Below are 21,382 nucleotides of genomic sequence, written 5' to 3' on the forward strand. Positions count from 1 at the left end.
CCGGATTAAATTCTGCGGTAGACGGTCGACGACGAAGGCGCCGAAGTCCCGTTCACGTTGCTATAAATTTTTGGTAATGCAACTAACTCTGATGCAAAATTAGGCTGTGGCATGCTCATTCTTGGCCGCTGTGGCTATCGGGCAACAATCCCCTGAGATTCATGTGGGATAGCGAGCATAGCTTTGCTGCAGGCGCTGCCGTGCACAGCGTCTTAGATGCGATTTTAGGCGTGTGCGCGGCTTGCCGCGCCAGACGGCGCACAGTAATCCTTGCGCCGCCGCAGCGCGGCGAAGACGCTCGAAGAGCGGCCGGGATTTTCACGTCAATGCGAGGTTAAGTGAGCGCGACCGAACCCGCCGTTACGCCGGAACTCGCCGCCGCTCATGGCCTCAAGCCCGACGAATATGCGCGCATCCTGACTCTCATCGGCCGCACGCCGAGCTTCACCGAACTCGGCATATTCTCGGCGATGTGGAACGAGCACTGTTCCTACAAGTCGTCGCGCGTGCATCTGCGCAAGCTGCCGACCAAAGCCCCTTGGGTGATTCGCGGTCCGGGCGAGAACGCCGGCGTGATCGACATCGGAGATGGCGACGCCTGCGTCTTCAAGATGGAGAGCCACAACCACCCCTCCTTTATCGAACCCTATCAAGGCGCGGCGACGGGCGTCGGCGGCATCCTCCGCGACGTGTTCACGATGGGCGCGCGGCCGATCGCCTGCTTGAACCTCCTGCGCTTCGGCCGCCCGTCGCATCCAAAGACGCGGCGGCTCGTCGCCGGCGTCGTCGCCGGCGTCGGCGGCTATGGCAACAGTTTCGGCGTGCCGACGGTTGGCGGTTCGACGGAATTCGACGCCTCCTACGACGGCAATATTCTCGTCAACGCCATGGCGGTCGGGCTTGCTCGCGCAGACTCGATCTTCTACTCGGCCGCCGCCGGCGTCGGAAATCCGATCGTTTATCTTGGCTCGAAGACCGGACGCGACGGCATTCACGGCGCCACCATGGCTTCGGCGTCCTTTGAAGAGGACGCCGAGGAAAAGCGCCCCACCGTGCAGGTCGGCGATCCTTTTTCGGAAAAGCTGCTGCTGGAAGCTTGCCTGGAGCTCATGGCGTCGGGCGCGGTCATCGCCATCCAGGATATGGGCGCCGCCGGGCTCACATCTTCGGCGGTGGAGATGGGCGCCAAGGGCAATCTCGGCATCGAACTCGACCTCGACGCCGTTCCCTGCCGAGAAGAGGGCATGACCGCCTATGAAATGATGCTCTCGGAGAGCCAGGAGCGCATGCTCATGGTTCTCAAGCCCGAACTCGAAGAACAAGCCGAGGCGATTTTCAAAAAATGGGGGCTCGATTTCGCCATCGTCGGCAGGACGACCGACACGCTGCGCTTTGTCGTCAAGCACAGGGGCGAGGTGAAGGCCGATCTCCCGATCAAGGAATTGGGCGACGAGGCACCGCTCTACGACCGTCCCTGGACGCAGACGCCGAAACAGCCGGCGCTCGATTCGGCGTCGCTCAAATCGCCCCTGACGAACCGCGAAGCGCTGCTGAAACTGCTGGCGACGCCAAATCTCTGCTCGAAGCGCTGGGTCTGGGAGCAGTACGACCACCTCATTCTCGGCAATAGCGTGCGGCCGCCCGGCGGCGACGCCGCCGTGGTCAGGGTGGAGGAGGGACCAAAAGGCCTGGCCCTGACCACCGACGTCACCGCGCGCTATTGCGCCGCCGATCCTTACGAGGGCGGCAAGCAGGCGGTCGCCGAAAGCTGGCGCAACATCACCGTGCGCGGCGCGACGCCGCTGGCGCTCACCGACAATCTGAATTTCGGCAATCCGGAGCGGCCCGAATATATGGGCCAGTTCGTTGGGTGTCTGGAGGGGATCGGCGAAGCCGCCCGGGCGCTGGATTTCCCCATCGTTTCCGGGAATGTCTCGCTCTACAATGAGACGCAAGGCGCCGGCATTCTGCCCACTCCGGCGATCGGCGGCGTCGGACTCATCGCCGACGTCGCCAAGGCGGCGCAAACCGGCTTCGTGAGAGACGGGGACGCGATCCTGCTCATCGGCGAGACGAAGGGCTGGCTCGGCCAGTCAGCCTATGCGCACGATCTATGCGGGCGCACGGACGGCGCGCCGCCGCCGGTCGACCTCGCCGCCGAGCGCCGCAACGGCGACTTCGTTCGGGGACTGATTCTTTCCGGGCGCGCCAGCGCGGCGCATGACCTCTCGGACGGCGGTCTCGCCATCGCGCTGGCGGAAATGGCGCTCTCGGGCGACATGGGCGCCGAAATCGCGGCGCTCCCGTCGGGTCCTGGACACGCGACGCTGTTTGGAGAAGACCAGGCCCGCTATCTCGTCACCATTCCCCAGGGCGAGGACGCCGAGGTGGTCCAAGAGGGCGCAGCGGCGGGCGTGCCCATTCTGGCGATCGGCCGCGTCGGCGGCGACGCCTTGATCCTGCCCGGCGAGGCGCCGATATTGCTGACCGAGCTGCGCAAGGCGCATGAAGCCCCGCTGCCGGCCTTCATGGCCGGAGATGACAACGCGCTTTCGTGCGCTTTCTCGACACAGGTGTCATAAAATGCCCATGCCCTCCGCTGAAATCGAGCGTCTCATCAAGTCCGCCATACCCGACGCGCAGGTGGAGCTGACCGCGCTCGTCAACGATGACGATCATTGGGCGGCGACGGTCGTCTCCGAAAGCTTCCGCGGCCTCACCCGCGTCAAGCAGCACCAGATGGTCAACGCCGCGTTCGGCGACCGGCTCGGCGGCGAATTGCATGCGCTGCAGCTGACGACGCGCGCGCCCTAATCTCTCTCCTCAACCGGCGCCTTGAACGCCGCAAGAAAGGCAAATGACAATGTCCGAAGACGCCAACGCCCGCATCAAAAGCGAAATTGAATCCTCCGACGTCGTGCTCTTCATGAAGGGCACGCCGCAGGCCCCGCAGTGCGGTTTCTCCATGCAGGTGGTGCAGATCCTCAATCACCTCGGCGTGCCTTACAAGGCGATCAACGTGCTTGCCGACGGCGCGATACGTGACGGCATCAAAGCCTATTCCAATTGGCCGACGATCCCGCAGCTCTACGTGAAGAATGAATTCATCGGCGGCTGCGACATCGCCAAGGAAATGTTCCAGAGCGGCGAACTCGTCGCTTTGCTCGACAAAGAAGGCGTGCCGCGCGCTCAGGCCAGCAAGGCCTAGCGCGCGTCGCACACATCTCGGTCGAATACGTCTTCGGAATAATCCGGCGCGCTGTTGGCAGGCGCGCGCCGGATTTTTTGCGTGTGCGTGGACCTATGAGAATTTCGGGCGGCGCCCCTACCACGGTTTCATGACAGTGATATTACAGTAAGGGTCGAGTATCCGGGCGCCCGGCTTTTCGGGGCCTCAGGCGGATGAGCTTCGACTGAAGGAGCGCTCCCATGAAACGCATGCTTACGGTTGTCGCGCTGGCGGCTTTCGTTGCGCCCGCATCAATCTCCTCGGCGTTTGCCCAAGACAATTATGGCTCCGCTGACGCTCGTCACTTTGGCTATCCCGACGAACCGATGATCGCGGATCAAAGCCCCGCGCAGTGGTCCGCGGCCACCCCGCGCCGCAAAAGCTATGCGTGGCCGGATCAGCGTTACTATGGCGTACATGGCATGATGTACGACTGAATAAGTCCAGATGAGCGCGTCCTGGCCGCCGCCATGACGCGATTTGCTCTGGAACGGATTTGATTTCCTGAGTGCGTTGCGCCAATTTCGCGCAATGTCTTCTTGGCCCCGGTTTGACCTTCGCGCTTCGCTGCGTTTCGCGGCGAGATGAACGCCGCAGCGCCCATCGCCCTCACTCAAGGCGACCCTTCAGGCATCGGGCCGGAGCTCGCGCTCATGGCCTATGTCTTGCGCGAATCACGCGATCTGCCACCATTTTTTTTGCTCAGCCATCCCGCTTTTATCGCCCGAGTCGCGGCCACTCTCGCGCTCGAAATCCAGATTGAAAGCACAACGGCGGCGCAGGCCCGCGATGTCTTCTCCCGCGCGTTGCCTGTCGTCGATACGGGGCGTCATGTTGTCGCCGGCGCGCCAGGCAGACCCGATTCTCAAGACGCTCAATCAACAATTAGCTCGATCGAGAAGGCGGTGGCGTGCGTCGCAAAGGGCGAAGCGCGCGCCGTCGTCACCAATCCGATCGCGAAATCGGTTCTCTATGAAGCCGGATTCAAACATCCCGGGCACACCGAGTTTTTGGCGGAGCTCGCGCATCGCTATTATGGCGGCGACTATCGCGCAGTGATGATGCTGTGGTCGGAGGAGCTCGCCGTCGTTCCGATCACGATCCACATTCCGCTGGCCGACGCGTCGAAAAGCTTGACGCGCGAACTGATCGTCGAGACTGGAGAGATTGTGGCCCATGATCTGCGCGCGCGTTTTCACATCAGTAAGCCGCGCCTCGCCTTCGCCGGCCTTAATCCTCATGCAGGCGAAGAGGGCGCGCTCGGCCGCGAGGAGATTGACGTCATCGCGCCGGCGATCGCGCAATTGCGCGCGCGCGGCGTCAATGCGTCTGGACCCTTTCCCGCCGACACGATGTTCCACGAATCCGCTCGCGCGAAATATGACGTGGCGCTGTGTCCGACGCATGATCAGGCGCTCATTCCGATCAAGACGCTCGCCTTTGAGCGCGGCGTCAATGTCACGCTCGGCCTTCCTTTCGTGCGCACGTCGCCCGATCACGGAACGGCCTTTGACATCGCCGGCAAAGGAATCGCCGATCCGACAAGCCTGATCGAGGCGATCAAACTTGCAGGACGAATCAGTTAAGTGGTCGACACGCTGCCGCCTTTGCGAGACGTCGTCGCCCGTTACGGGCTCGACGCAAGAAAATCGCTTGGACAGAATTTTCTGTTCGATCTCAATCTCACCGCGCGCATCGCCCGCGCCGCCGGACCTTTCGATGACACGATCATTGTCGAAATCGGCCCGGGTCCCGGCGGGCTGACGCGCGCGCTGCTCGAGCAAGGCGCGCGACTGATCGCCGTCGAACGCGATCCTCGCTGTCTGCCAGCGCTTGAAGAGATCGCGGCGCATTATCCAGGCCGGCTGACGATCATCGAAGGCGATGCGCTGGAGATGGACGTCGCCGCGCTCGTGCGGACACACGCGCCTGTCATTCCGGACGCGGATAACAACGCCATTGCTCTGGACTCCCGATCAGGCCTTCGGCCTGTCGGGAATGACAACCGAGTTTCTGCGCGCATCTGCGCCAACCTTCCGTATAACGTCGCCACGGCGCTGCTGACGAGGTGGATCGCAGCGGAACCCTGGCCCTCGGTCTTCGACCGGTATGTGCTGATGTTTCAAAGAGAGGTCGCGCTGCGCATCGTCGCGACGCCGAAAGAGCGCGCCGATTATGGTCGGCTCGCTGTGCTGTGTGGCTGGCGCGCGAAGGCGCGCATTCTTTTCGATGTGTCGCCCGCCGCTTTCACGCCGCCGCCGAAAGTGACCTCTTCCGTCATTGAGCTGACGCCAAATCCGAAGCCGCTTCACTGCGATCCGCGCGCATTGTCGCGCGTCACGCAAGCCGCCTTCGGACAGCGCCGCAAAATGTTGCGGCAAAGTTTGAAGTCGCTTGGCGTCGACGCCTCGGCGCTGCTCGAGGCGGCCAAAATAGACGAAACCAAGCGGGCGGAAGAAATCGACGTCGCCGGTTTCGTCGCTCTGGCCAACGCGCTTTCGGCTCAGTAACGCTTGGGGGGAATCGTGGTGCATGGCGCGATGAAGCGATGGGCACGTTTTTCCGCGAATGAAATTTCAGAAAAGCCAGGGCCGCCGGCTGGAATGACGGATATGAATTACTTCGATCGTTTCTTCTTGAATGCGGGAGAAAATCTTATAGGCGGATTTTGGAACGAATTTGACGAATATTCCTGGCCGTTGCGTTCGCACGTCAATGGCGGGGTTGTCGGCGATGAGGAGGATCGCGTTACTTAGTCTTGCGGCGATGAGTCGCTTCGCTTGCGGAGAACGTTCGGCGAGATAGGCGAATATTGAAGCGAGGTCACGTTGTGCGGCCGGCGCATAGCGGTTTTTTAAGCCATGAATTTCTTCCACAACGCCGCCATTTCTTCGGCCGGGGCGAAGTCCCCGCGCTCGACCTCGGCCAGTCCTTCCAGAACCGCCGCCTCTTCTTCAGGCGTCATCGCGTAATGGCCGGCCCGCGCCGCCTCAATCTCGCGCGCGGCCTCGGCCAGAGCCTCTTGGTCCTCGGCGGGCCAGTTCTCGATCGCGGGCAGCAGGTGCTTGAGAGCGCTGATCATGGCCATAGCATAACATGAAACGGACGCTCGGCGAGTGACCGCGCCTCATTCGCTCAAGAGCTTGGCGACGAATTGCTCGATTTCCTTGTCGCGCCTCGGCCGTCTCTGCCGTTCGGCGCGCAGGATCGCGATCAGATCGTCGAAGGCGCGCTGCAGATCGTCGTTGACGATCACATAGTCGTAATCTTTCCAACGCGCGATTTCCTTCCGCGCGTTCTCCAGCCGCCGCGCCATCGCCTCGCGCGAATCCTCAGCGCGCCGTTCAAGTCGGGCGCGCAGTTCATCCATCGACGGCGGCAGGATGAAGACGGTGACGGCGTCAGCGCCCATCTTCTCGCGCACCTGGCGCGTACCCTGATAATCAATATCGAACAGGCAGTCGCGGCCTTGCGCAAGAATGTCTTCGACCGGCCCGCGCGGCGTGCCGTAAAAATTGCCGTGAACCTCGGCCCATTCCAAAAGTTCGCCGGCGTCGCGCATGGCGGCGAATCGACGCTCGGGGATGAAGCTGTAATGGATGCCGTCGACTTCGCTCGAACGCCTTGTGCGCGTCGTCACCGAAATTGACAGCGTCAGATCGAGATCGCGGTCCTGCAGCAGCATCCGCGTCAGCGTCGTCTTGCCCGCGCCGGAGGGCGAGGAAAGGATGAGGACAATGCCGCGGCGGCTGGATGGAGTTGGAAGCATGACTTTTCGAGAGCGAGTAACGAATAGTGAGTAGCGAGTTAGCGAGTAGCGGCCGCGCTGTCCACTCGCGACTCACTCGATGTTTTGAACCTGCTCGCGCAGCTGCTCGACCTCGATCTTCAGTTCAAGCCCGATCGCCGAGAGTCCGGCGTCGTTCGATTTGGCGCACAGCGTGTTGGTCTCACGGCCAAGCTCCTGCGCCAGAAAATCCAGACGACGGCCGATCGGCCCACCCGCGACGAGCAGTTTGGACGCGCTGTCGACATGCGCCTTCAATCGGTCGAGCTCCTCGCGAATGTCGGCTCGAACCGCAAGCAGCGCCGCCTCCTGATGCAGTCGCGCCGGATCGAGGGAATCGGCGTTCTCCAGGAGGCGCGCGAGCTGCTGCTTCAGCCGCGCGCGAATCGCTTCCGGCTGGCGCGCCGGCGCCGCGTCGGCCTGCGCGGCTAGGATCGATATGCGATCGAGCCGCTGACGAAGGACCGCCGCCAGAGCGTCGCCCTCCGCGGCGCGCGAGGCGATCAGCGCGTTCAGCGCTTCATCCAGCGATCCGAGAATCTGCGCGTCAAGCTCGGCGCGATCGGCGTCGGACAGCTCCGGCTCGACGATCTCGACCACGCCGCGCACCGCGAGCAGACCATCGAGCGTCGCGGGGCCGATATTAGCGGGCGGCGGGCGTTCGGAGAGCGCGGTGAGAAGGGCGTCGAGAGCGACGCGGTTGAGGCGGGCGACCTGGCTCTCGTCTTCGCGCTTTGCGACAAGATTGGCGAAAACCGCCCCGCGCGCGAGCCGCGCGGCGATTTTTTCCCGCGCCTTGATCTCCACGGAGTCGAAATCGGGCGGGGCGCGCAGACGCAGATCGAGCCCCTTGGCGTTGACGCTCTTGAGCTCCCACGCATAGCGAAAGGCGGCGACGGCGCCCTGAACGCGGGCGAATCCCGTCATGCTGTGAATGCTCATGGGCGGCGGCGTCTCCGAGACGGCGAATCGGCGTGAGGCCGACGTGCGCCGCGCCTGACTATCGCCGGGTCGGCGTTACCGCAAATCGCTCGTCATAGGAACCGTCTTCGCCGAGGTGAGATCCCAGCTCTTGTCGCGCAGCGGGTCGAGCGGCGTGCCTTCTGAGGCGTCGAAGGCGCGCGGACGAAGGGGCCGACCGTCCGTCGCGGCCAAAGCCGTCGCGCCCGCCGGCGGCGCGGCGCCCTGAGCGGCGAGTCGTTCCCCAAGCGCTTCGCCGGGAAGATCGTCGGAGCCTGCCGAAAGTCCAAGACGCGCCGCGCGAGCCCTCTGTTCAGCGCGCTGCGCCGGCGAGACCGGATAGGCGGCGATCTCGCCATCGTCAGGCTGAGCGTCCGGACTATCGCTCGCGACCGTCGTCATATCCGGATTGAGCCGCTCCTCCTCCGCGCGGGGCGCCGGGCGGCCGACGAAAAGCATCGGGTCGAACAGCGCCTTAGCGCGCAGCTGCACGGATTCCTCGGTAAAGAAGGGTCGCGCCGGCCGCAGGGCGGCATATTCAGCCGCCTGGACTTGCGTGCGGTCGCCGTGGCCGCCGAGGAAAAAATCGGCTTCGGCGAAAGCAAATTTGCCGAGCCGGTGAGTCGGACCGTCGTCGGGCGCCATGGCGCGGTTCGGCGGAAAGTCTTCGTGACTGTCAGCGAGCGTGACGAGACGTCCGATGGGCGCCTGCGTGCGCTTATCGGGCTTGGGCGCGGCCGGCGCGGGAACGCCGGGCGTGGCGCGATCAACCGCGCCGTCGGTCTTTTCCTTCTCCAATCGCCGCCAGTTCTGGACGTTGCGCGAATGTTGGTCGAGCGATTCGGAGAAGACATGACCGCCCGTGCCGTCGGCGACAAAATATAGATCGCGCGTCGGCGCCGGATGCGCGGCGGCTTCAAGCGCTGCGCGGCCGGGATTGGCGATCGGTCCCGGCGGAAGACCGTCGATGGCGTAGGTGTTGTAAGGCGTCCACTTCTCGATTTCGCTGCGCATGATCGGTCGGCCGAGCGTCGCTTTTCCGCCGACGAGGCCGTAGATGATCGTGGGATCGGACTGAAGGCGCATGCCTTTGCGCAGCCGATTGACGAATACGGCGGCGACGCGCGGCCGCTCTTCGTCCTTGCCGGTCTCCTTTTCGACGATCGACGCCAGCGTCACCAGTTCGTAGGGCGTGCGCAAGGGCAGGTCCGGCGAGCGCTTCGCCCAGATCGCGTCGAGCGTCTTGCGCTGATCCTCCTGCATCTTTGCGAGGAGGCGCGCCCGAGGGTAGCCGCGCGGGAATTTGTAGGTCTCCGGCAGCAGAGCGCCTTCCTTCGGCAGGTCGACGACATCGCCTACCAGCAGTTCGGCCTCTTTCAGCTTTTGCACAATTTGTTCCGACGTCAGACCTTCCGGAATGGTTACGCTGTGCATGATATGGCGGCCGGAGGCGATCTGATCGATCACGTTGCGAAGGCTGATGTTTTTCTTGAAGGCGTATTCGCCGGGCTTCAGCTTTCCGAGCTTGCCTTCGAGAACGATCCCGAGCTGCATGAGCGTCGAATTGGCGATGACGCCTTCGCGCTCGAGTTGGGAGATGAGCTCAAGCAAGTCGCTGCGCGGCGGAATATAGACGACCTTGTCGGCCGCGAGCGGCCCCGGTTCCTTGAGCTTGTGCATAACGGCGATGACGCCGAAGACGCCGGCGACAAGCGCGACGAGCACGAAACTCAGGAAGCCGCTCGCCACGGAAAGCGTTCCCTCGCGGCGCTTACGCTTTTTCGGCGTGGGCGTGGGCGCGACTTGCGGCTGCGAATCCTGTTTGGCGCCGCGCTCCACGCGCCGCCGGAATATGCCGGCGCCCGCCGCAGCGGCGCCCGGCTTTGCCGCCGCGGGCGGTCCGGCAGATCCGAGTGATGGCGCTTCAGCCCTGATCGTGGGGCGCGGCGGCGGGGTCCAGGACGGGGGAGCTGGCGATGCGGGACCGGCAGGCGGCGCGGGAGACGGTTTTGCGGTTTCGCCGGCAGGCGCGACGTAGGCAGTCGGCGCGGCCGCTTGCGCCAATGGCGGCGGCGGCGCGCTCGGGGCTGGAGCGGGAGGCTGGTAGAGGGGCGCTTCCGCCTTCGCAGCAACGGGCGGCTGTGGCGCTGGCGGCGGAACGATGGGTTGGATAGGCGCCGCCGGAACCGGCGTGACGATCTCAGCCGCTGGCGGGGCGGGCGCTTTCGGCGGCTCGGGCGGCGACGTTTCGACCTTCGCCGCGACGGGCGGATGCGGCGCTGGCGGCGGAGCCACGGCGGCTTGGAGGGACGCTGCCGGAACCGGCGTGACGACGTCCGCCGCGGGCGGGGCGGGAATTTTCGGAGTCTCGGGCGGCGGCGCTTCGACCTTCGCCGCGACGGGGGGCTGTGGCGTTGGCGCCGGAACGATGGGTTGGACGGGCGCCGGCGGAACCGGCGTGACGACGTCAGCCGCTGGTGGGGCGGGAATTTTCGTAGTCTCGGGCGGCGGCGCTTCGACCTTCGCCGCGATCGGCGGCAGCGGCGAGGACGCGACCGCGGGCGGCTCTTTAACCGGCGGCGCGCCCTGCGGTGAAACTTCCGTCGGCGGCGCGTCAGACGCCATTGCGGGCGCGTTCAAGGATTCTTGAACTGTGAGGTCTTCGCTCCGCCGCGCGGCGCTTTCGGCAGGGGTCGGCTCGGCCGGCGCCGCTGCGGCGGCGTCTGTTGGCTTTTCGGGCGCGCCTTTGTTGTCCGCTTCGCTCATCGCACTACGCCCATCAAAGGTCGAAGATCTCACGCCGATTATCGCCGAGGACTTACACTATGCCTTATTGTGGCGAATTCAGGAATGCGCCGCTTCGGTTTGCAGGCTCCGGCGCGCGCATCGCGCGATAGACGTTCGAATGCGCCGACTGAGCGCCCATGCTCAGGAGGCGCGGCGAAACAGCAGCGAGGCGTTCGTGCCGCCAAAGCCGAAGGAGTTCGACAAAGCGATATTGATTTCCTTCTCGCGGGCTTTGTGCGGCACGAGGTCGATCGTCGTTTCGACCGAGGGATTGTCGAGGTTGCGCGTCGGCGGCGCGACATTCGCCTGCATCGCCAGGATCGAATAGATCGCTTCGACGGCGCCGGCGGCGCCGAGCAGATGGCCGATCGCGGATTTCGTCGACGACATGGCGAGCTTCGGTTCGACATTGCCGAGAAGGCGTTCGACGGCTTTGAGTTCAATCTCGTCGCCGAGCGGCGTCGACGTGCCGTGCGCGTTCACGTAATCGACGTCGGAGACGGAAACGCCGGCGCGCTTCAGCGCCGCCTTCATGCAGCGATAGGCGCCGTCGCCATCGGGCGATGGAGCGGTGATGTGATAGGCGTCGCCCGACATGCCGTAGCCGATAAGTTCGGCGTAGATTTTCGCGCCCCGCGCCTTGGCGTGCTCATATTCCTCGAGCACGACGCAGCCTGCGCCTTCGCCCAGCACGAAGCCGTCGCGATCCTTGTCATAAGGCCGGGAGGCGGCTTCGGGACGATTGTTGAATCCGGTCGACAGCGCGCGGCACGCGGCGAAGCCAGCGACGCCAATGCGATTGACGGGCGATTCGGCGCCGCCGGCGACCATCACGTCGGCGTCGCCCATTGCGATGATGCGCCCTGCGTCGCCGATGGCGTGCGTGCCGGTGGCGCAGGCCGTCACCACCGCATGATTCGGGCCCTTCAGGCCATGCATGATGGAAACATAGCCGGCCACGAGATTGATGATTCGGCCCGAGACGAAGAAAGGCGACACGCGGCGCGGTCCCTTCTCCCTCAAGGTGACGGAGGTTTCGTAAATGCCGCCGAGGCCGCCGATGCCGGAGCCGATCAGAACGCCAGTGGATTCCTGCTTCTCTGGGGTGTCGGCCACCCAACCGGAATCCTTAAGCGCCTGGGTCGCGGCGCTCGCGCCATAGATGATGAAATCATCGACCTTGCGCTGCTCTTTGGGATCGAACCAGTCGTCAGGATTGAACGTGCCGTCCGTGCCGTCGCCGCGCGGCACGACCGCCGCAATCTGGCACGCGAGGTCGGAGGCCTCGAATGTGTCGATACGTTTGAAGCCGCATTCTCCGGCGGCGAGACGGCGCCAATTGGTGTCCACGCCGCAGCCCAAAGGAGATACGACGCCAAGACCGGTGACGACCACCCTGCGCATGGCTCTACTCTCGAACTTTTTCTTGTTGTCGGAATGGCGGCGTCGGCGAAGCCTCGCGAGAGGATTCGCCGCGCGCTTGGATCTTCAGTTCGTCAGGCGGCTTTTGCCTTTTCGAGGAACTTCACTGCATCGCCCACAGTGAGAATCGTCTCGGCGGCGTCGTCGGGAATCTCGACGCCGAATTCTTCCTCGAAAGCCATGACGAGTTCGACGGTATCGAGCGAATCGGCTCCCAGATCGTCGATGAAATTGGCCTTGTCGACGACCTTGTCGGCTTCGACGCCGAGATGCTCGACAACAATCTTTTTCACGCGCTCGGCGACATCGCTCATCTTCTTTGATCCCTGTCTGCGTTTGGCGCCTCACGCGCCGTGTGGCGATTTAGAGCAGGCCTGCTGGCGCGCTCCATGATCGCCCTTCATCCCTTGTAACGTGCAATCGCGCGCCGATCGCCCTGATGTGTGCGAGACGCGTTGCGGCTTGCTCCACCGGGTTTAAATCGCGGCGACGCCGCCCCTCAGCGGCGAGGTCTGGTAGCATACTTCCCTGGGCATGGCGAGAGGCGCCCCCGCGTTCCCGCGGACGCGGCGAAAGGTCGCCGCAGACGCGTTTTCCTGGCGATTCGGCTCTCCTAGATCATGGCCATGCCGCCGTTGACGTGCAGGGTCTGCCCGGTGACATAGGCCGCCTCGGCGCTGGCCAGATAGACGCAGGCGGCGGCGACGTCGGAGCCGGTCCCGAGCCTTCCGGCGGGCACCATGCGTAGGATCGCCTCCTTCTGCGCGCCGGTCAGAGCCTCGGTCATCGGGCTTTCGATGAATCCGGGCGCGACGCAATTGACGGTCACGCCGCGCGAGGCGACCTCGGCGGCCAGCGACTTCGACATGCCGATCATGCCCGCCTTGGCGGCGGCGTAATTTCCTTGCCCGGGATTGCCGGTCACGCCGACGACCGACGTGATCTGGATGATTCGGCCGAAGCGCTTTTTCATCATGCCGCGCAGCGCCGCGCGCGACAGACGGAAGGCCGACGTCAAATTGACGTTGATGACGGCGTCCCAGTCCTCGTCCTTGAGGCGCATGAACAACATGTCGCGGGTGATGCCGGCGTTATTGACGAGAATGTCCAGACCGCCCATCGCCGCCTCCGCCGCCGGCACGAGCTTCTCGATCTCGTCCTTTTGCGAAAGATCGCAGGGCAGAATGTGCGTGCGGCCGTTCAATTCGCCGGCAAGCGCCTCGAGCGCCTCTTTTCTCGTGCCGGAAAGCGCCACGATGGCGCCGGCGGCGTGAAGCGCGCGCGCGATCGCCGCGCCGATTCCGCCGCTCGCGCCCGTCACCAGCGCAGTCTTGCCGTTGAGATCAAACATGTCTTGCCCTCTCCTCCCTCGCGCCATGGCGTGAGCCTTATAGCTCAGTTCGGGGGAGTGGCCTTTTTTCAGCCGCGGTTCAACTTCAAACGACCGCCTCCACAACGGCGGACGCCACCGACGCCCGATCGGAAATCGGGAGAAAGCGAGCGTCAGTTCGGCTTCGTTTCGCAAGCGACGGATTCGAGACTGAATTGCTCGACGACGCATCGGAATCTGCGTCAAATTACATTGTGGCGTAACTGCAACAGTCGAAATCTTTTGGGTCTTTTGGGCCTGATTTTACCTTCTGTTTGTTGTTTCCCGCGAGAAATTTGCGCACAGTCCGCCGTGCTTGGGGGTCAGCGTCCACGAAACGTCCGAGAGAGTCACGGGACTGACGCGCACCTATTAATTTCAGTTGGCTCGAAAATGAAGGATAGAGAGATGAAGACAGCGATCTCGGCTCTGGCTCTGGCGACGGCGCTTTTCGCCGGCGCCGCGAACGCCGCCGATCTACCCTCCCACAAGGCGCCGCCGCCGTACATCCCCCCGCCGCCGATCATGACCTGGACCGGGTTCTACGCCGGTCTTAACCTCGGCGGTGGCTTCTACGCCAGCAATTCCTCCAATCAGGGTTGGAACGCGGGCTGGAACAACGGCAACAACAACACCGGCGGTGTCATCGGCGGCGGTCAGCTCGGCTATAACTTCCAGGTTACGCCGATGTTCGTCGTCGGCGTCGAGACCGACTTCCAGGGCACCAGCCTTGGTTCCGGCGGCAACAACAACAACAACTGGTGGTTGTTCGGCGGCGGCTTCGGCGGCGGCGGCGCTGGTTCGGCGCGCCTGAACTGGTTCGGCACCGTTCGCGGCCGCGTCGGCATCACCCTGTTGAGCCCGCAACTGTTGGTCTACGGCACGGGCGGCTTCGCCTATGGCGAAGTGCAGCGCAACAGCTGGTTTAACCAGAACAGCGCCGTGCAGACGGGCTGGACCGCTGGCGGCGGCGCCGAGTGGATGTTCTTCCCGAACTGGTCCGCCAAGGTCGAGTATCTGTACACGCAGATCAGCGGCAGCAACAGCAACAACAACTGGCTGTTTGCGTTCAACCCGGGTTGGGGCCTGAACAATGTGAACAACCGCACGCGCTTCCACACGATCCGCGCGGGCATCAACTACCACTTCAACTTCGGCTCCCCGGCGCCGGTGTTGGCCAAGTACTAACCGACGGATCGACCTGACGGTCGAGGGAATGGGCCCGGTCCTCGCGACCGGGCCTTTTCTTTTGGCTCTCTTCTGTTTCTGTTCCCGCTGCTTACGCGAAGGCGCGATAGGCGTCGAAATCGGCGGGCGCGCCCACTGAAATGCCCGTTGCTTGCGGCGTGATCCTCTTCAACAGGCCGGCAAGAACTTTGCCCGAGCCGCATTCGACGAACTTCGTCGCGCCGTGACTCGCCATATAGGCCACGCATTCGCGCCAGCGCACCGCGCCGGTGACCTGCTCGACGAGCAGTCGGCGAATCGCCTCCGGGTCCTGCGTCGGCTCCGCCGTCACATTGGCGACGACCGGAACCCGCGGGGCGCTGATCGCCGCTCCGGCGAGCGCCTCGCGCATGGCGTTGGCGGCAGGCTGCATCAGCGCGCAATGGAAGGGCGCGGAGACCGGCAGCAGAACCGCGCGCTTGATTCCCTTCTCCTTGGCGATGTCGATCGCCTTGTCGACGGCGCTCTTCGCGCCGGAAATCACCACCTGGCCGCCGCCATTGTCATTGGCGACCTGGCAGACGGCCTTCGCCGCGGTCGTCGCCTCCTCTGCGACGGCGCGCGCCTGATCGAGATCGGCGCCGAGCAGCGCCGCCATGGCGCCTTCTCCGACAGGGACCGCCTTCTGCATGGCGTCGCCGCGAATGCGCAGCAGCCGCGCCGTATCAAAAATCGTCAGCGCGCCCGCCGCCGCGAGAGCGGAATATTCGCCGAGCGAATGTCCGGCGACGAAGGCCGCGTCGCGCGGAAGATCAAGGCCGCATTCGGCTTCGAGGGCGCGAATCGTCGCGAGCGAAACCGCCATCAGCGCCGGCTGGGCGTTGGCGGTGAGCGTCAGCTCCGATTCAGGGCCTTCGAACATGAGTTTCGAGAGCGGCTGGGACAGCGCATCGTCAACCTCGGCGAAAACCGCGCGCGCGGACTCGAAGGCGTCGAACAGCGCCTGGCCCATGCCGACCGCCTGAGATCCCTGACCCGGAAAAATGAAAGCCTTCTGCATGCGTAACCGTCCCTGCTTTATTTTTGTTTGGGTCGCCGCGTGTGGCGCAGGGGGGTTCGCTGTGTCAAGTTGGCGCGTGAAGCGGAAAAGCGCGCCGGAGCGGGAGATGAGCGAAACGACATGCGGCTGCGACGGCGGCCGCTTCAATCGGCGCGCCGCGCTGGCGACGATCGGCGCAGGTTTCGGGCTAGCCTTTGGCGCCGCGCCGGCGCATGGCCATGCCAAGCGCGCGCCCGTCCTGCCGGAGGATGAGGGATTTATGCGCTTGGCGATCGCTGAAGCCGCCAAGGGCGACTTTCCCTTTGGCGCCGTCATCGTGCGCGACGGCAAGGTCGTCTCGACCGGACGCAATCTCGGCGTGACGAACAATGATCCAACCGCGCATGGCGAGATGGTGGCGATTCGCCGCTTCGTCGCCGACAATCCGGCCAAGGATCTCAAGGGCGCGACGCTTTACACGTCGGGCGAGCCCTGCCCGATGTGCATGGGCGCGATCGTCTGGTGCGGACTCGGGCGTGTCGTCTTCGCCGCGTCGATCGAGCAGCTTGAGAAGCGAATCGGCCAGATCATGATCACGAGCAAAGCCGTGGCGCAGGCCGCGCCGTTTGAAACCATAGAGATCACCGGCGGCGTGCTGGCGACGGAGGCGTTGGCGCTGTTTGTCAAGAAATAGACGGCGCTTCTCGGCGCGTCCGGACATCGGACGACGATTGGCCGACGAGGCGACGCCAAGCTTGGATTGACGCCGCGCTCGTCGGTGGCCGTCGTTTCGGCGATGGTTCGCGGCGCGTTGTCGCGGATCCGGCGTCGCGGGAGGAGCGTCGCCGAAACCGTCGTCTTTGACGCATCACGATCGGCGCGGACCGGGGGGCGCCGCGCCAAATCGCGAGTGGCGGACAACGCCCGCCGCGCCTCCATCCTCCGAAACGAGGCTCTCGAGGATGAGAGGCCGAAAGCGCCGCTCGAGATAGCCGCGAGCTTGCCAAGGCAGCGCCAATTTTCGCCAATCAATCAACCGAGCCCTGCAGCCCGCCATCTTGTCGCGCTCACTCGCGGGCGATCTCGACCAGGACTTCGTTGCGCCGGTTCCAGGGCAGCGTCCAGGGCGGATCGTAGAAGGCGTATTGCGGCTCGCCCTTGGGCGAGATCCTCTGGCGCTTCAGATAATCCAAGAGCTTCGCCTTGTTTTCGGCGAGGGCGTCGTCGCCGGCGAGGCCGGAGAAGCGAATCGCCGCCATGCGCTTGCCCGGCGCGGCGGCGAGTTTGACGTCCGCGCTGTTGGGCTTGGGCAGGCTCGCCATGCTGTATTCGGCGGGCATGGTGAAGCGCACTTTCCAGTCGCCGCCCTTCCACTCCTGTCCGACAGGGGCGGTCATGGCGATTTTTCGCTGCGGGGAATTGTCGCCGAAAATATAACCGGCGAGGCGGCGGAAGCCTTCGCTAATGGCTGCGCCGCGCTCGCCGGCGACCGTCGTCTCTGCGACGATCTGCGGCGCGTAGTCGCGAATTTCGATGGCCCCTGTCGAGGCGACCACCGAATATCGTGCATGCTCCACATCGGAATCCGCGCGTGCGGGGGCAGCCGCGATCAGTCCGACGAGGATGGCAAGAAAGCGCCGCATCTCCTGGATCCTCTGTTGTGAAGAGGTAAGATGAGGCGCGGCAGGGCGACGGAACAGGCGCCAGGGCGCCAATGAGGGGCGTTTTTTCGCCAGTTCCACAAGCCGGGGAGCTTTCGGCCTATATCCGCAGAGTCGAAGTGCCCTGACCAACTTAGCCGTTCACGCTAACTTCTAGCCCATTCGCCTTTCGGATAAAGCTGATCAATTCAACGACTCGGTCTCGAAGATCGAGACATGACAGGTCTGCGGCAGTTTCGCATACGCGCTGCGCGACGCGCACTTTATCGACCTCCTTGACAATCCCATTACTCGACTGACCTTCGCCTTCTACCCGCTTGAAGTACAACGCATGTTCGAATGGACCATGCTTATGGTGCGTACCGTAAACTCTAGAATGAACTTGCTTCACCGCATTCTGCAGCGTCTGGTATGGAACGTAATTTTCGATTTCCCGCCCAGCTGTCACCCAGGCAGGTCCCCTCGTTCTCGAAAACTCTTCGATAATTCGAGATTTAGTTTGATTTAATGGGTCAGATGCAGAGCGCCTGTCGCTATCGATCACAATGGCGCTATTCCTGTTTAAGGCCACTAGATTTACAAATTGGTCAACCTCTTCGTCAAATTCCATGTCTTCACCCGACAAATGACTGAGCAGTCTACCGCCGTAAAACATAATTGAGTAATGGATGCTCTCGACAAGTTCTTCGTCGAGCGACGCTATCCAGTATTTCAGATATATTCTGTCTGATGGTCCTTCAACCCAAACTACTGCGTTTGCCTGAAGCAGGTCTGAAGCCTTATACCCAAGATCCACGCATATTCCAAAGCGTTCCCGCTTGAGAATTGTTTCTGTAATCTGCGTCTTGGCTCCATCGTTGTTAACATGGAACACGGCAGACCCAGGAGTATCGATAAAGCAGGCGGAGTGAGTTGCAATAAAATATTGATTTGAAGTGTATTTCTGCAAATAGGAAATGAGCTTTCTTTGCAAGATTGGATGAAGGTGAAGCTCGGGTTCTTCAATACAGATTATCATATTTTCATGTGAGATGCAGGCAGCAGCGATGACAATTAGCTCGTGAATTCCCGTTCCAAGCGCGGAAAGAGGCAATTTCTTTCCATTCATTTCAACGAGGATATGTTCGCGGTTATGAGGGATATTGATCTGCGCGGACTTCTCTCCGCTCACATCCACCAACATTTTGTTGATTTTATCAAATACAGCCTTGTCTTGTGGTCTATCGTAATCAGGGTTCTGAAGGGTGGCTAAGCGATCTATCAGACCCTGTCCGCTAAGATCGGAATACTCTTGATCCTTCGGACCTATTTGCCGAACCGCCGGAATTAGACCCGCTTGGGGCAAGCGTATTGAAATTCGCGATTTAACCGCTTGCATTGTTTCGGGGAACCAATGCTGTTCATACGCGCCGCTGCTGGCTGCCCTTAGAAAAGACCAGAGAGATTGCCACTGCTCAGGCGACAAGACAGACCGTCCGATCTGAGCATCAAACGGTTTTTCAAACTCAAACGAGCGCGCGGAAAGTGCTCCTCTAGGAGGAGGAATCGGAGCTTTGAGCCAAAGCGCGTTACCTTCACCGAGGTGAGTGATCAGCTTAGTAATAACATCTTTCAGATCAATATCGCGAGGGCGGTTGCCGATTCGGTCGGGTACGCCCGTTCCTACCGTTTCAAGGATTTGCCCTAGCGGAAGCGCAATGCACGCACTCAGCGTACCTTGGTTCGTACCCACGTGAACTTCAAGCGGATCGAGCTCGACCGGTCTTGCATCTTCCTTTCCTGGGTAGCGGGACAAATGTTTCGAGATAAAATTTAGAATAGTCGATTTCCCAGAATTATTTGACCCGATAAAAAAATTGAAACGCTTGAACGGATATAGCGTCTGTGTCTGATCACCGATACCTCGATAAAATTGCAGTTTTAAGCCGTGTAAGAAAACGCCCATTGCTCAATCCGTCAGTTGGTGACCTACGAGTCAGTGAATAGGAGGTTTTGGCCTCGCCCTCACCAGCTCCTCCACCACCCCCGGGTCCGCAAGCGTCGATGTATCTCCCAGCGCGCCGAACTCGCCCTCTGCGATTTTGCGCAAAATGCGCCGCATGATCTTGCCCGAACGCGTCTTCGGCAGTCCCGGCGCGAATTGCACGATGTCGGGCGTCGCGATCGGCCCGATCTCATGGCGCACCCAATGCACCAGCTCCTTGCGCAGATGTTCGCTCGCCGCGACGCCCTGATTGAGCGTCACAAAGGCGTAGATGCCCTGTCCCTTGATGTCGTGCGGATAGCCGACGACGGCGGCTTCCGAGACCTTCTCATGTGCGACGAGCGCGCTCTCGACTTCCGCCGTGCCGAGGCGATGGCCCGAGACATTGATGACGTCGTCGACGCGGCCGGTGATCCAGTAATCGCCGTCGGCATCGCGCTTGGCGCCGTCGCCGGTGAAATATTTGCCGGGAAAGGCCGAGAAATAAGTCTGAGCGAAACGTTCGTGATCGCCATAGACGGTGCGCATCTGCCCGGGCCATGAATCGGCGATGACGAGCAGCCCTTCGCATTGGCCTTCGAGAACATTGCCGGCCTGATCGACGATCTCCGGCGCGACGCCGAAAAACGGGCGCGTCGCCGAGCCGGGCTTCAAATCAATCGCGCCCGGCAGCGGCGAGATCAGCACGCCGCCGGTTTCCGTCTGCCACCAGGTGTCGACGATGGGGCAGCGGCCATCGCCGACGACGCGGTGATACCATTCCCACGCTTCCGGATTGATCGGTTCGCCAACCGAGCCAAGCAAGCGCAGCGATTTGCGGCTGGTCTTTTTCACGGGCGCCTCGCCCGCCGCCATCAGCGCGCGAATGGCGGTCGGCGCCGTGTAGAAAATATCGACCTTATGCTTGTCGATGATCTCCCAGAAACGCGACACGCTCGGATAATTCGGCACGCCTTCGAACATCAGCGTCGTCGCGCCGTTCGCAAGCGGGCCGTAGACGATATAGCTGTGGCCGGTCACCCAGCCCACATCCGCCGTGCACCAATAGACGTCGCCTTCGCGATAATCGAAGACGAGTTCATGGGTGAGCGAGGTGTAGACGAGATAGCCGCCGGTCGTATGCAGCGCGCCCTTCGGCTTGCCGGTGGAGCCGGACGTGTAAAGGATGAACAGCGGATCTTCGGCGTCCATCTCCGCATAGGGACAATCGGCGTGCACGCGCGCGGCTTCTTCCTCATAGCGGAAGTCGCGGCCGGGCTGCATGTCGATCTCGGCGCCGGTGCGCGTCACGACGATGACCGTCTTGGCGGACACCTTGTCGAGCGCGGCGTCGACATTGGCTTTCAGCGGAATTTTCTTGCCGCCGCGCAGGCCTTCGTCCGCCGTGACGATGACCTGTGATTCCGCGTCCGCGATGCGTCCAGCGAGCGAATCCGGCGAGAAGCCGCCAAAGACCACCGAATGAACGGCGCCGATGCGCGCGCAGGCCAGCATGGCGAAAGCGGCTTCGGGGATCATCGGCAGATAGATGGTGACGCGGTCGCCTTTCTTGACGCCGTGTTTCTTGAGCACATTGGCGAAGCGGCAGACTTCCTCATGCAGTTCGGCGTAAGTGATGTGGCGACACGCCGAAGGATCGTCGCCTTCCCAGATGATCGCGACTTTGTTGGCGCGCTCCGGCAGATGCCGGTCGATGCAATTCATCGCGACATTGGTCGTGCCGTCCTCGAACCAGCGTATCGAAACATTATGCGTGTCGAAGCTCGTGCGCTTCACTTTTGAAAAGGGCGTGATCCAGTCGATGCGCTGCGCCTGCTCGGCCCAGAAGCCGTCCGGATCTTTGAGGGAGCGTTCATAGAGCCGGCGATAGGTCGCTTCGTCGATGCGCGCGTTCTTTTTCCAGTCGTCGGGGACGGGGTAGGTTTTTTGCGACATTCGTTTCTCCATCGACGCATTTCGTAAACGCCCGCCCGTCAT

At 62.6% G+C, this 21,382-nt stretch carries 20 protein-coding genes; 9 read left to right on the plus strand and 11 right to left on the minus strand.

Annotated elements, in window-relative coordinates:
• The first annotated feature begins 338 nt into the window (after window positions 1-338).
• The 7 genes from purL (at window position 339) to IYX23_RS20315 (ending at window position 5,985) form a co-directional block, all read left to right on the plus strand.
• Window positions 339-2,582 (plus strand): phosphoribosylformylglycinamidine synthase subunit PurL, encoded by a 2,244-nt coding sequence (purL, locus tag IYX23_RS16770; RefSeq protein ID WP_196394121.1) that lies wholly within the window; start codon window positions 339-341, stop codon window positions 2,580-2,582.
• Window position 2,583: 1 nt separating this feature from the next.
• On the plus strand, window positions 2,584-2,814 hold the full coding sequence (locus IYX23_RS16775) for a BolA/IbaG family iron-sulfur metabolism protein (protein ID WP_026222654.1): 231 nt from the start codon (window positions 2,584-2,586) through the stop codon (window positions 2,812-2,814).
• A gap of 49 nt (window positions 2,815-2,863) precedes the next feature.
• The gene (gene grxD, locus IYX23_RS16780; RefSeq protein WP_196394122.1) at window positions 2,864-3,208 is read left to right on the plus strand and encodes a Grx4 family monothiol glutaredoxin; all 345 of its coding nucleotides are present in this window, start codon (window positions 2,864-2,866) and stop codon (window positions 3,206-3,208) included.
• Between the two features lie 221 nt (window positions 3,209-3,429).
• Window positions 3,430-3,666, plus strand: coding sequence for a hypothetical protein (locus IYX23_RS16785; RefSeq protein WP_196394123.1), 237 nt, complete (start codon window positions 3,430-3,432; stop codon window positions 3,664-3,666).
• Between the two features lie 147 nt (window positions 3,667-3,813).
• Window positions 3,814-4,815 (plus strand): 4-hydroxythreonine-4-phosphate dehydrogenase PdxA, encoded by a 1,002-nt coding sequence (pdxA, locus tag IYX23_RS16790; protein WP_196394124.1) that lies wholly within the window; start codon window positions 3,814-3,816, stop codon window positions 4,813-4,815.
• The gene (rsmA, locus tag IYX23_RS16795; protein ID WP_196394125.1) at window positions 4,816-5,739 is read left to right on the plus strand and encodes a 16S rRNA (adenine(1518)-N(6)/adenine(1519)-N(6))-dimethyltransferase RsmA; all 924 of its coding nucleotides are present in this window, start codon (window positions 4,816-4,818) and stop codon (window positions 5,737-5,739) included.
• Between the two features lie 18 nt (window positions 5,740-5,757).
• Window positions 5,758-5,985: a hypothetical protein gene (locus IYX23_RS20315; RefSeq protein WP_246716903.1), complete on the plus strand. Its 228-nt coding sequence runs from the start codon at window positions 5,758-5,760 to the stop codon at window positions 5,983-5,985.
• A 98-nt stretch (window positions 5,986-6,083) separates the two neighbouring features.
• On the opposite strand, the gene IYX23_RS16805 is transcribed toward IYX23_RS20315, so the two are convergent.
• From IYX23_RS16805 to fabG, 7 genes are all read right to left on the minus strand, one after another.
• A complete protein-coding gene (locus tag IYX23_RS16805) occupies window positions 6,084-6,317 on the minus strand; it encodes a hypothetical protein (protein ID WP_154452211.1) in 234 nt (77 codons plus the stop codon).
• Window positions 6,318-6,356: 39 nt separating this feature from the next.
• Window positions 6,357-6,998: a guanylate kinase gene (gene gmk / locus IYX23_RS16810; RefSeq protein ID WP_109027447.1), complete on the minus strand. Its 642-nt coding sequence runs from the start codon at window positions 6,996-6,998 to the stop codon at window positions 6,357-6,359.
• A 72-nt stretch (window positions 6,999-7,070) separates the two neighbouring features.
• Window positions 7,071-7,958, minus strand: a complete 888-nt coding sequence (locus IYX23_RS16815; RefSeq protein WP_196394127.1) for a YicC/YloC family endoribonuclease — start codon at window positions 7,956-7,958, stop codon at window positions 7,071-7,073.
• Window positions 7,959-8,033: 75 nt separating this feature from the next.
• Complete coding sequence (gene mltG / locus IYX23_RS16820) at window positions 8,034-9,815, minus strand: endolytic transglycosylase MltG (protein ID WP_348643689.1); 1,782 nt, start codon at window positions 9,813-9,815, stop codon at window positions 8,034-8,036.
• Window positions 9,816-10,904: 1,089 nt separating this feature from the next.
• On the minus strand, window positions 10,905-12,167 hold the full coding sequence (fabF, locus tag IYX23_RS16825) for a beta-ketoacyl-ACP synthase II (protein ID WP_196394129.1): 1,263 nt from the start codon (window positions 12,165-12,167) through the stop codon (window positions 10,905-10,907).
• 92 nt (window positions 12,168-12,259) lie between these two features.
• Window positions 12,260-12,499, minus strand: coding sequence for an acyl carrier protein (locus IYX23_RS16830; RefSeq protein WP_014891668.1), 240 nt, complete (start codon window positions 12,497-12,499; stop codon window positions 12,260-12,262).
• A 299-nt stretch (window positions 12,500-12,798) separates the two neighbouring features.
• On the minus strand, window positions 12,799-13,536 hold the full coding sequence (gene fabG, locus IYX23_RS16835; RefSeq protein ID WP_196394130.1) for a 3-oxoacyl-[acyl-carrier-protein] reductase: 738 nt from the start codon (window positions 13,534-13,536) through the stop codon (window positions 12,799-12,801).
• Window positions 13,537-13,962: 426 nt separating this feature from the next.
• Between fabG and IYX23_RS16840 the strand changes: the two genes are divergently transcribed.
• Window positions 13,963-14,742, plus strand: a complete 780-nt coding sequence (locus tag IYX23_RS16840; protein ID WP_196394131.1) for an outer membrane beta-barrel protein — start codon at window positions 13,963-13,965, stop codon at window positions 14,740-14,742.
• A 91-nt stretch (window positions 14,743-14,833) separates the two neighbouring features.
• Here IYX23_RS16840 and fabD read toward each other — a convergent pair whose 3' ends face one another.
• Entirely contained in the window at window positions 14,834-15,781 is a 948-nt protein-coding gene (fabD, locus tag IYX23_RS16845) for an ACP S-malonyltransferase (protein WP_196394132.1), read from the minus strand.
• 106 nt (window positions 15,782-15,887) lie between these two features.
• Here fabD and IYX23_RS16850 point away from each other — a divergent pair, with 106 nt between their 5' ends.
• On the plus strand, window positions 15,888-16,454 hold the full coding sequence (locus IYX23_RS16850; protein ID WP_246716910.1) for a nucleoside deaminase: 567 nt from the start codon (window positions 15,888-15,890) through the stop codon (window positions 16,452-16,454).
• Between the two features lie 373 nt (window positions 16,455-16,827).
• On the opposite strand, the gene IYX23_RS16855 is transcribed toward IYX23_RS16850, so the two are convergent.
• The 3 genes from IYX23_RS16855 to acs all read right to left on the minus strand — a co-directional run bounded on the left by IYX23_RS16855 (window position 16,828) and on the right by acs (window position 21,340).
• Entirely contained in the window at window positions 16,828-17,403 is a 576-nt protein-coding gene (locus tag IYX23_RS16855; RefSeq protein ID WP_196394133.1) for a heme-binding protein, read from the minus strand.
• A gap of 151 nt (window positions 17,404-17,554) precedes the next feature.
• Window positions 17,555-19,366: an AAA family ATPase gene (locus IYX23_RS16860; protein WP_196394134.1), complete on the minus strand. Its 1,812-nt coding sequence runs from the start codon at window positions 19,364-19,366 to the stop codon at window positions 17,555-17,557.
• A 30-nt stretch (window positions 19,367-19,396) separates the two neighbouring features.
• Window positions 19,397-21,340, minus strand: a complete 1,944-nt coding sequence (acs, locus tag IYX23_RS16865; RefSeq protein WP_196394135.1) for an acetate--CoA ligase — start codon at window positions 21,338-21,340, stop codon at window positions 19,397-19,399.
• Window positions 21,341-21,382 lie beyond the last annotated feature (42 nt).

The sequence above is a fragment of the Methylocystis sp. L43 genome (assembly GCF_015709525.1).
GTDB lineage: Bacteria > Pseudomonadota > Alphaproteobacteria > Rhizobiales > Beijerinckiaceae > Methylocystis.

What these genes read in the sequence shown, in the direction of transcription:
- gmk (WP_109027447.1), bottom strand. Translation starts at nt 6,998, where the DNA reads ATGCTTCCAACTCCATCCAGCCGCCGCGGCATTGTCCTCATCCTTTCC.
- acs (WP_196394135.1), bottom strand. Translation starts at nt 21,340, where the DNA reads ATGTCGCAAAAAACCTACCCCGTCCCCGACGACTGGAAAAAGAACGCG.
- IYX23_RS16840 (WP_196394131.1), top strand. Translation starts at nt 13,963, where the DNA reads ATGAAGACAGCGATCTCGGCTCTGGCTCTGGCGACGGCGCTTTTCGCC.
- IYX23_RS16860 (WP_196394134.1), bottom strand. Translation starts at nt 19,366, where the DNA reads ATGGGCGTTTTCTTACACGGCTTAAAACTGCAATTTTATCGAGGTATC.
- fabF (WP_196394129.1), bottom strand. Translation starts at nt 12,167, where the DNA reads ATGCGCAGGGTGGTCGTCACCGGTCTTGGCGTCGTATCTCCTTTGGGC.
- IYX23_RS16815 (WP_196394127.1), bottom strand. Translation starts at nt 7,958, where the DNA reads ATGAGCATTCACAGCATGACGGGATTCGCCCGCGTTCAGGGCGCCGTC.
- IYX23_RS16805 (WP_154452211.1), bottom strand. Translation starts at nt 6,317, where the DNA reads ATGGCCATGATCAGCGCTCTCAAGCACCTGCTGCCCGCGATCGAGAAC.
- IYX23_RS16775 (WP_026222654.1), top strand. Translation starts at nt 2,584, where the DNA reads ATGCCCATGCCCTCCGCTGAAATCGAGCGTCTCATCAAGTCCGCCATA.
- fabD (WP_196394132.1), bottom strand. Translation starts at nt 15,781, where the DNA reads ATGCAGAAGGCTTTCATTTTTCCGGGTCAGGGATCTCAGGCGGTCGGC.
- IYX23_RS16785 (WP_196394123.1), top strand. Translation starts at nt 3,430, where the DNA reads ATGAAACGCATGCTTACGGTTGTCGCGCTGGCGGCTTTCGTTGCGCCC.
- pdxA (WP_196394124.1), top strand. Translation starts at nt 3,814, where the DNA reads ATGAACGCCGCAGCGCCCATCGCCCTCACTCAAGGCGACCCTTCAGGC.
- IYX23_RS16830 (WP_014891668.1), bottom strand. Translation starts at nt 12,499, where the DNA reads ATGAGCGATGTCGCCGAGCGCGTGAAAAAGATTGTTGTCGAGCATCTC.
- grxD (WP_196394122.1), top strand. Translation starts at nt 2,864, where the DNA reads ATGTCCGAAGACGCCAACGCCCGCATCAAAAGCGAAATTGAATCCTCC.
- IYX23_RS16850 (WP_246716910.1), top strand. Translation starts at nt 15,888, where the DNA reads ATGAGCGAAACGACATGCGGCTGCGACGGCGGCCGCTTCAATCGGCGC.
- IYX23_RS16855 (WP_196394133.1), bottom strand. Translation starts at nt 17,403, where the DNA reads ATGCGGCGCTTTCTTGCCATCCTCGTCGGACTGATCGCGGCTGCCCCC.
- fabG (WP_196394130.1), bottom strand. Translation starts at nt 13,536, where the DNA reads ATGTTTGATCTCAACGGCAAGACTGCGCTGGTGACGGGCGCGAGCGGC.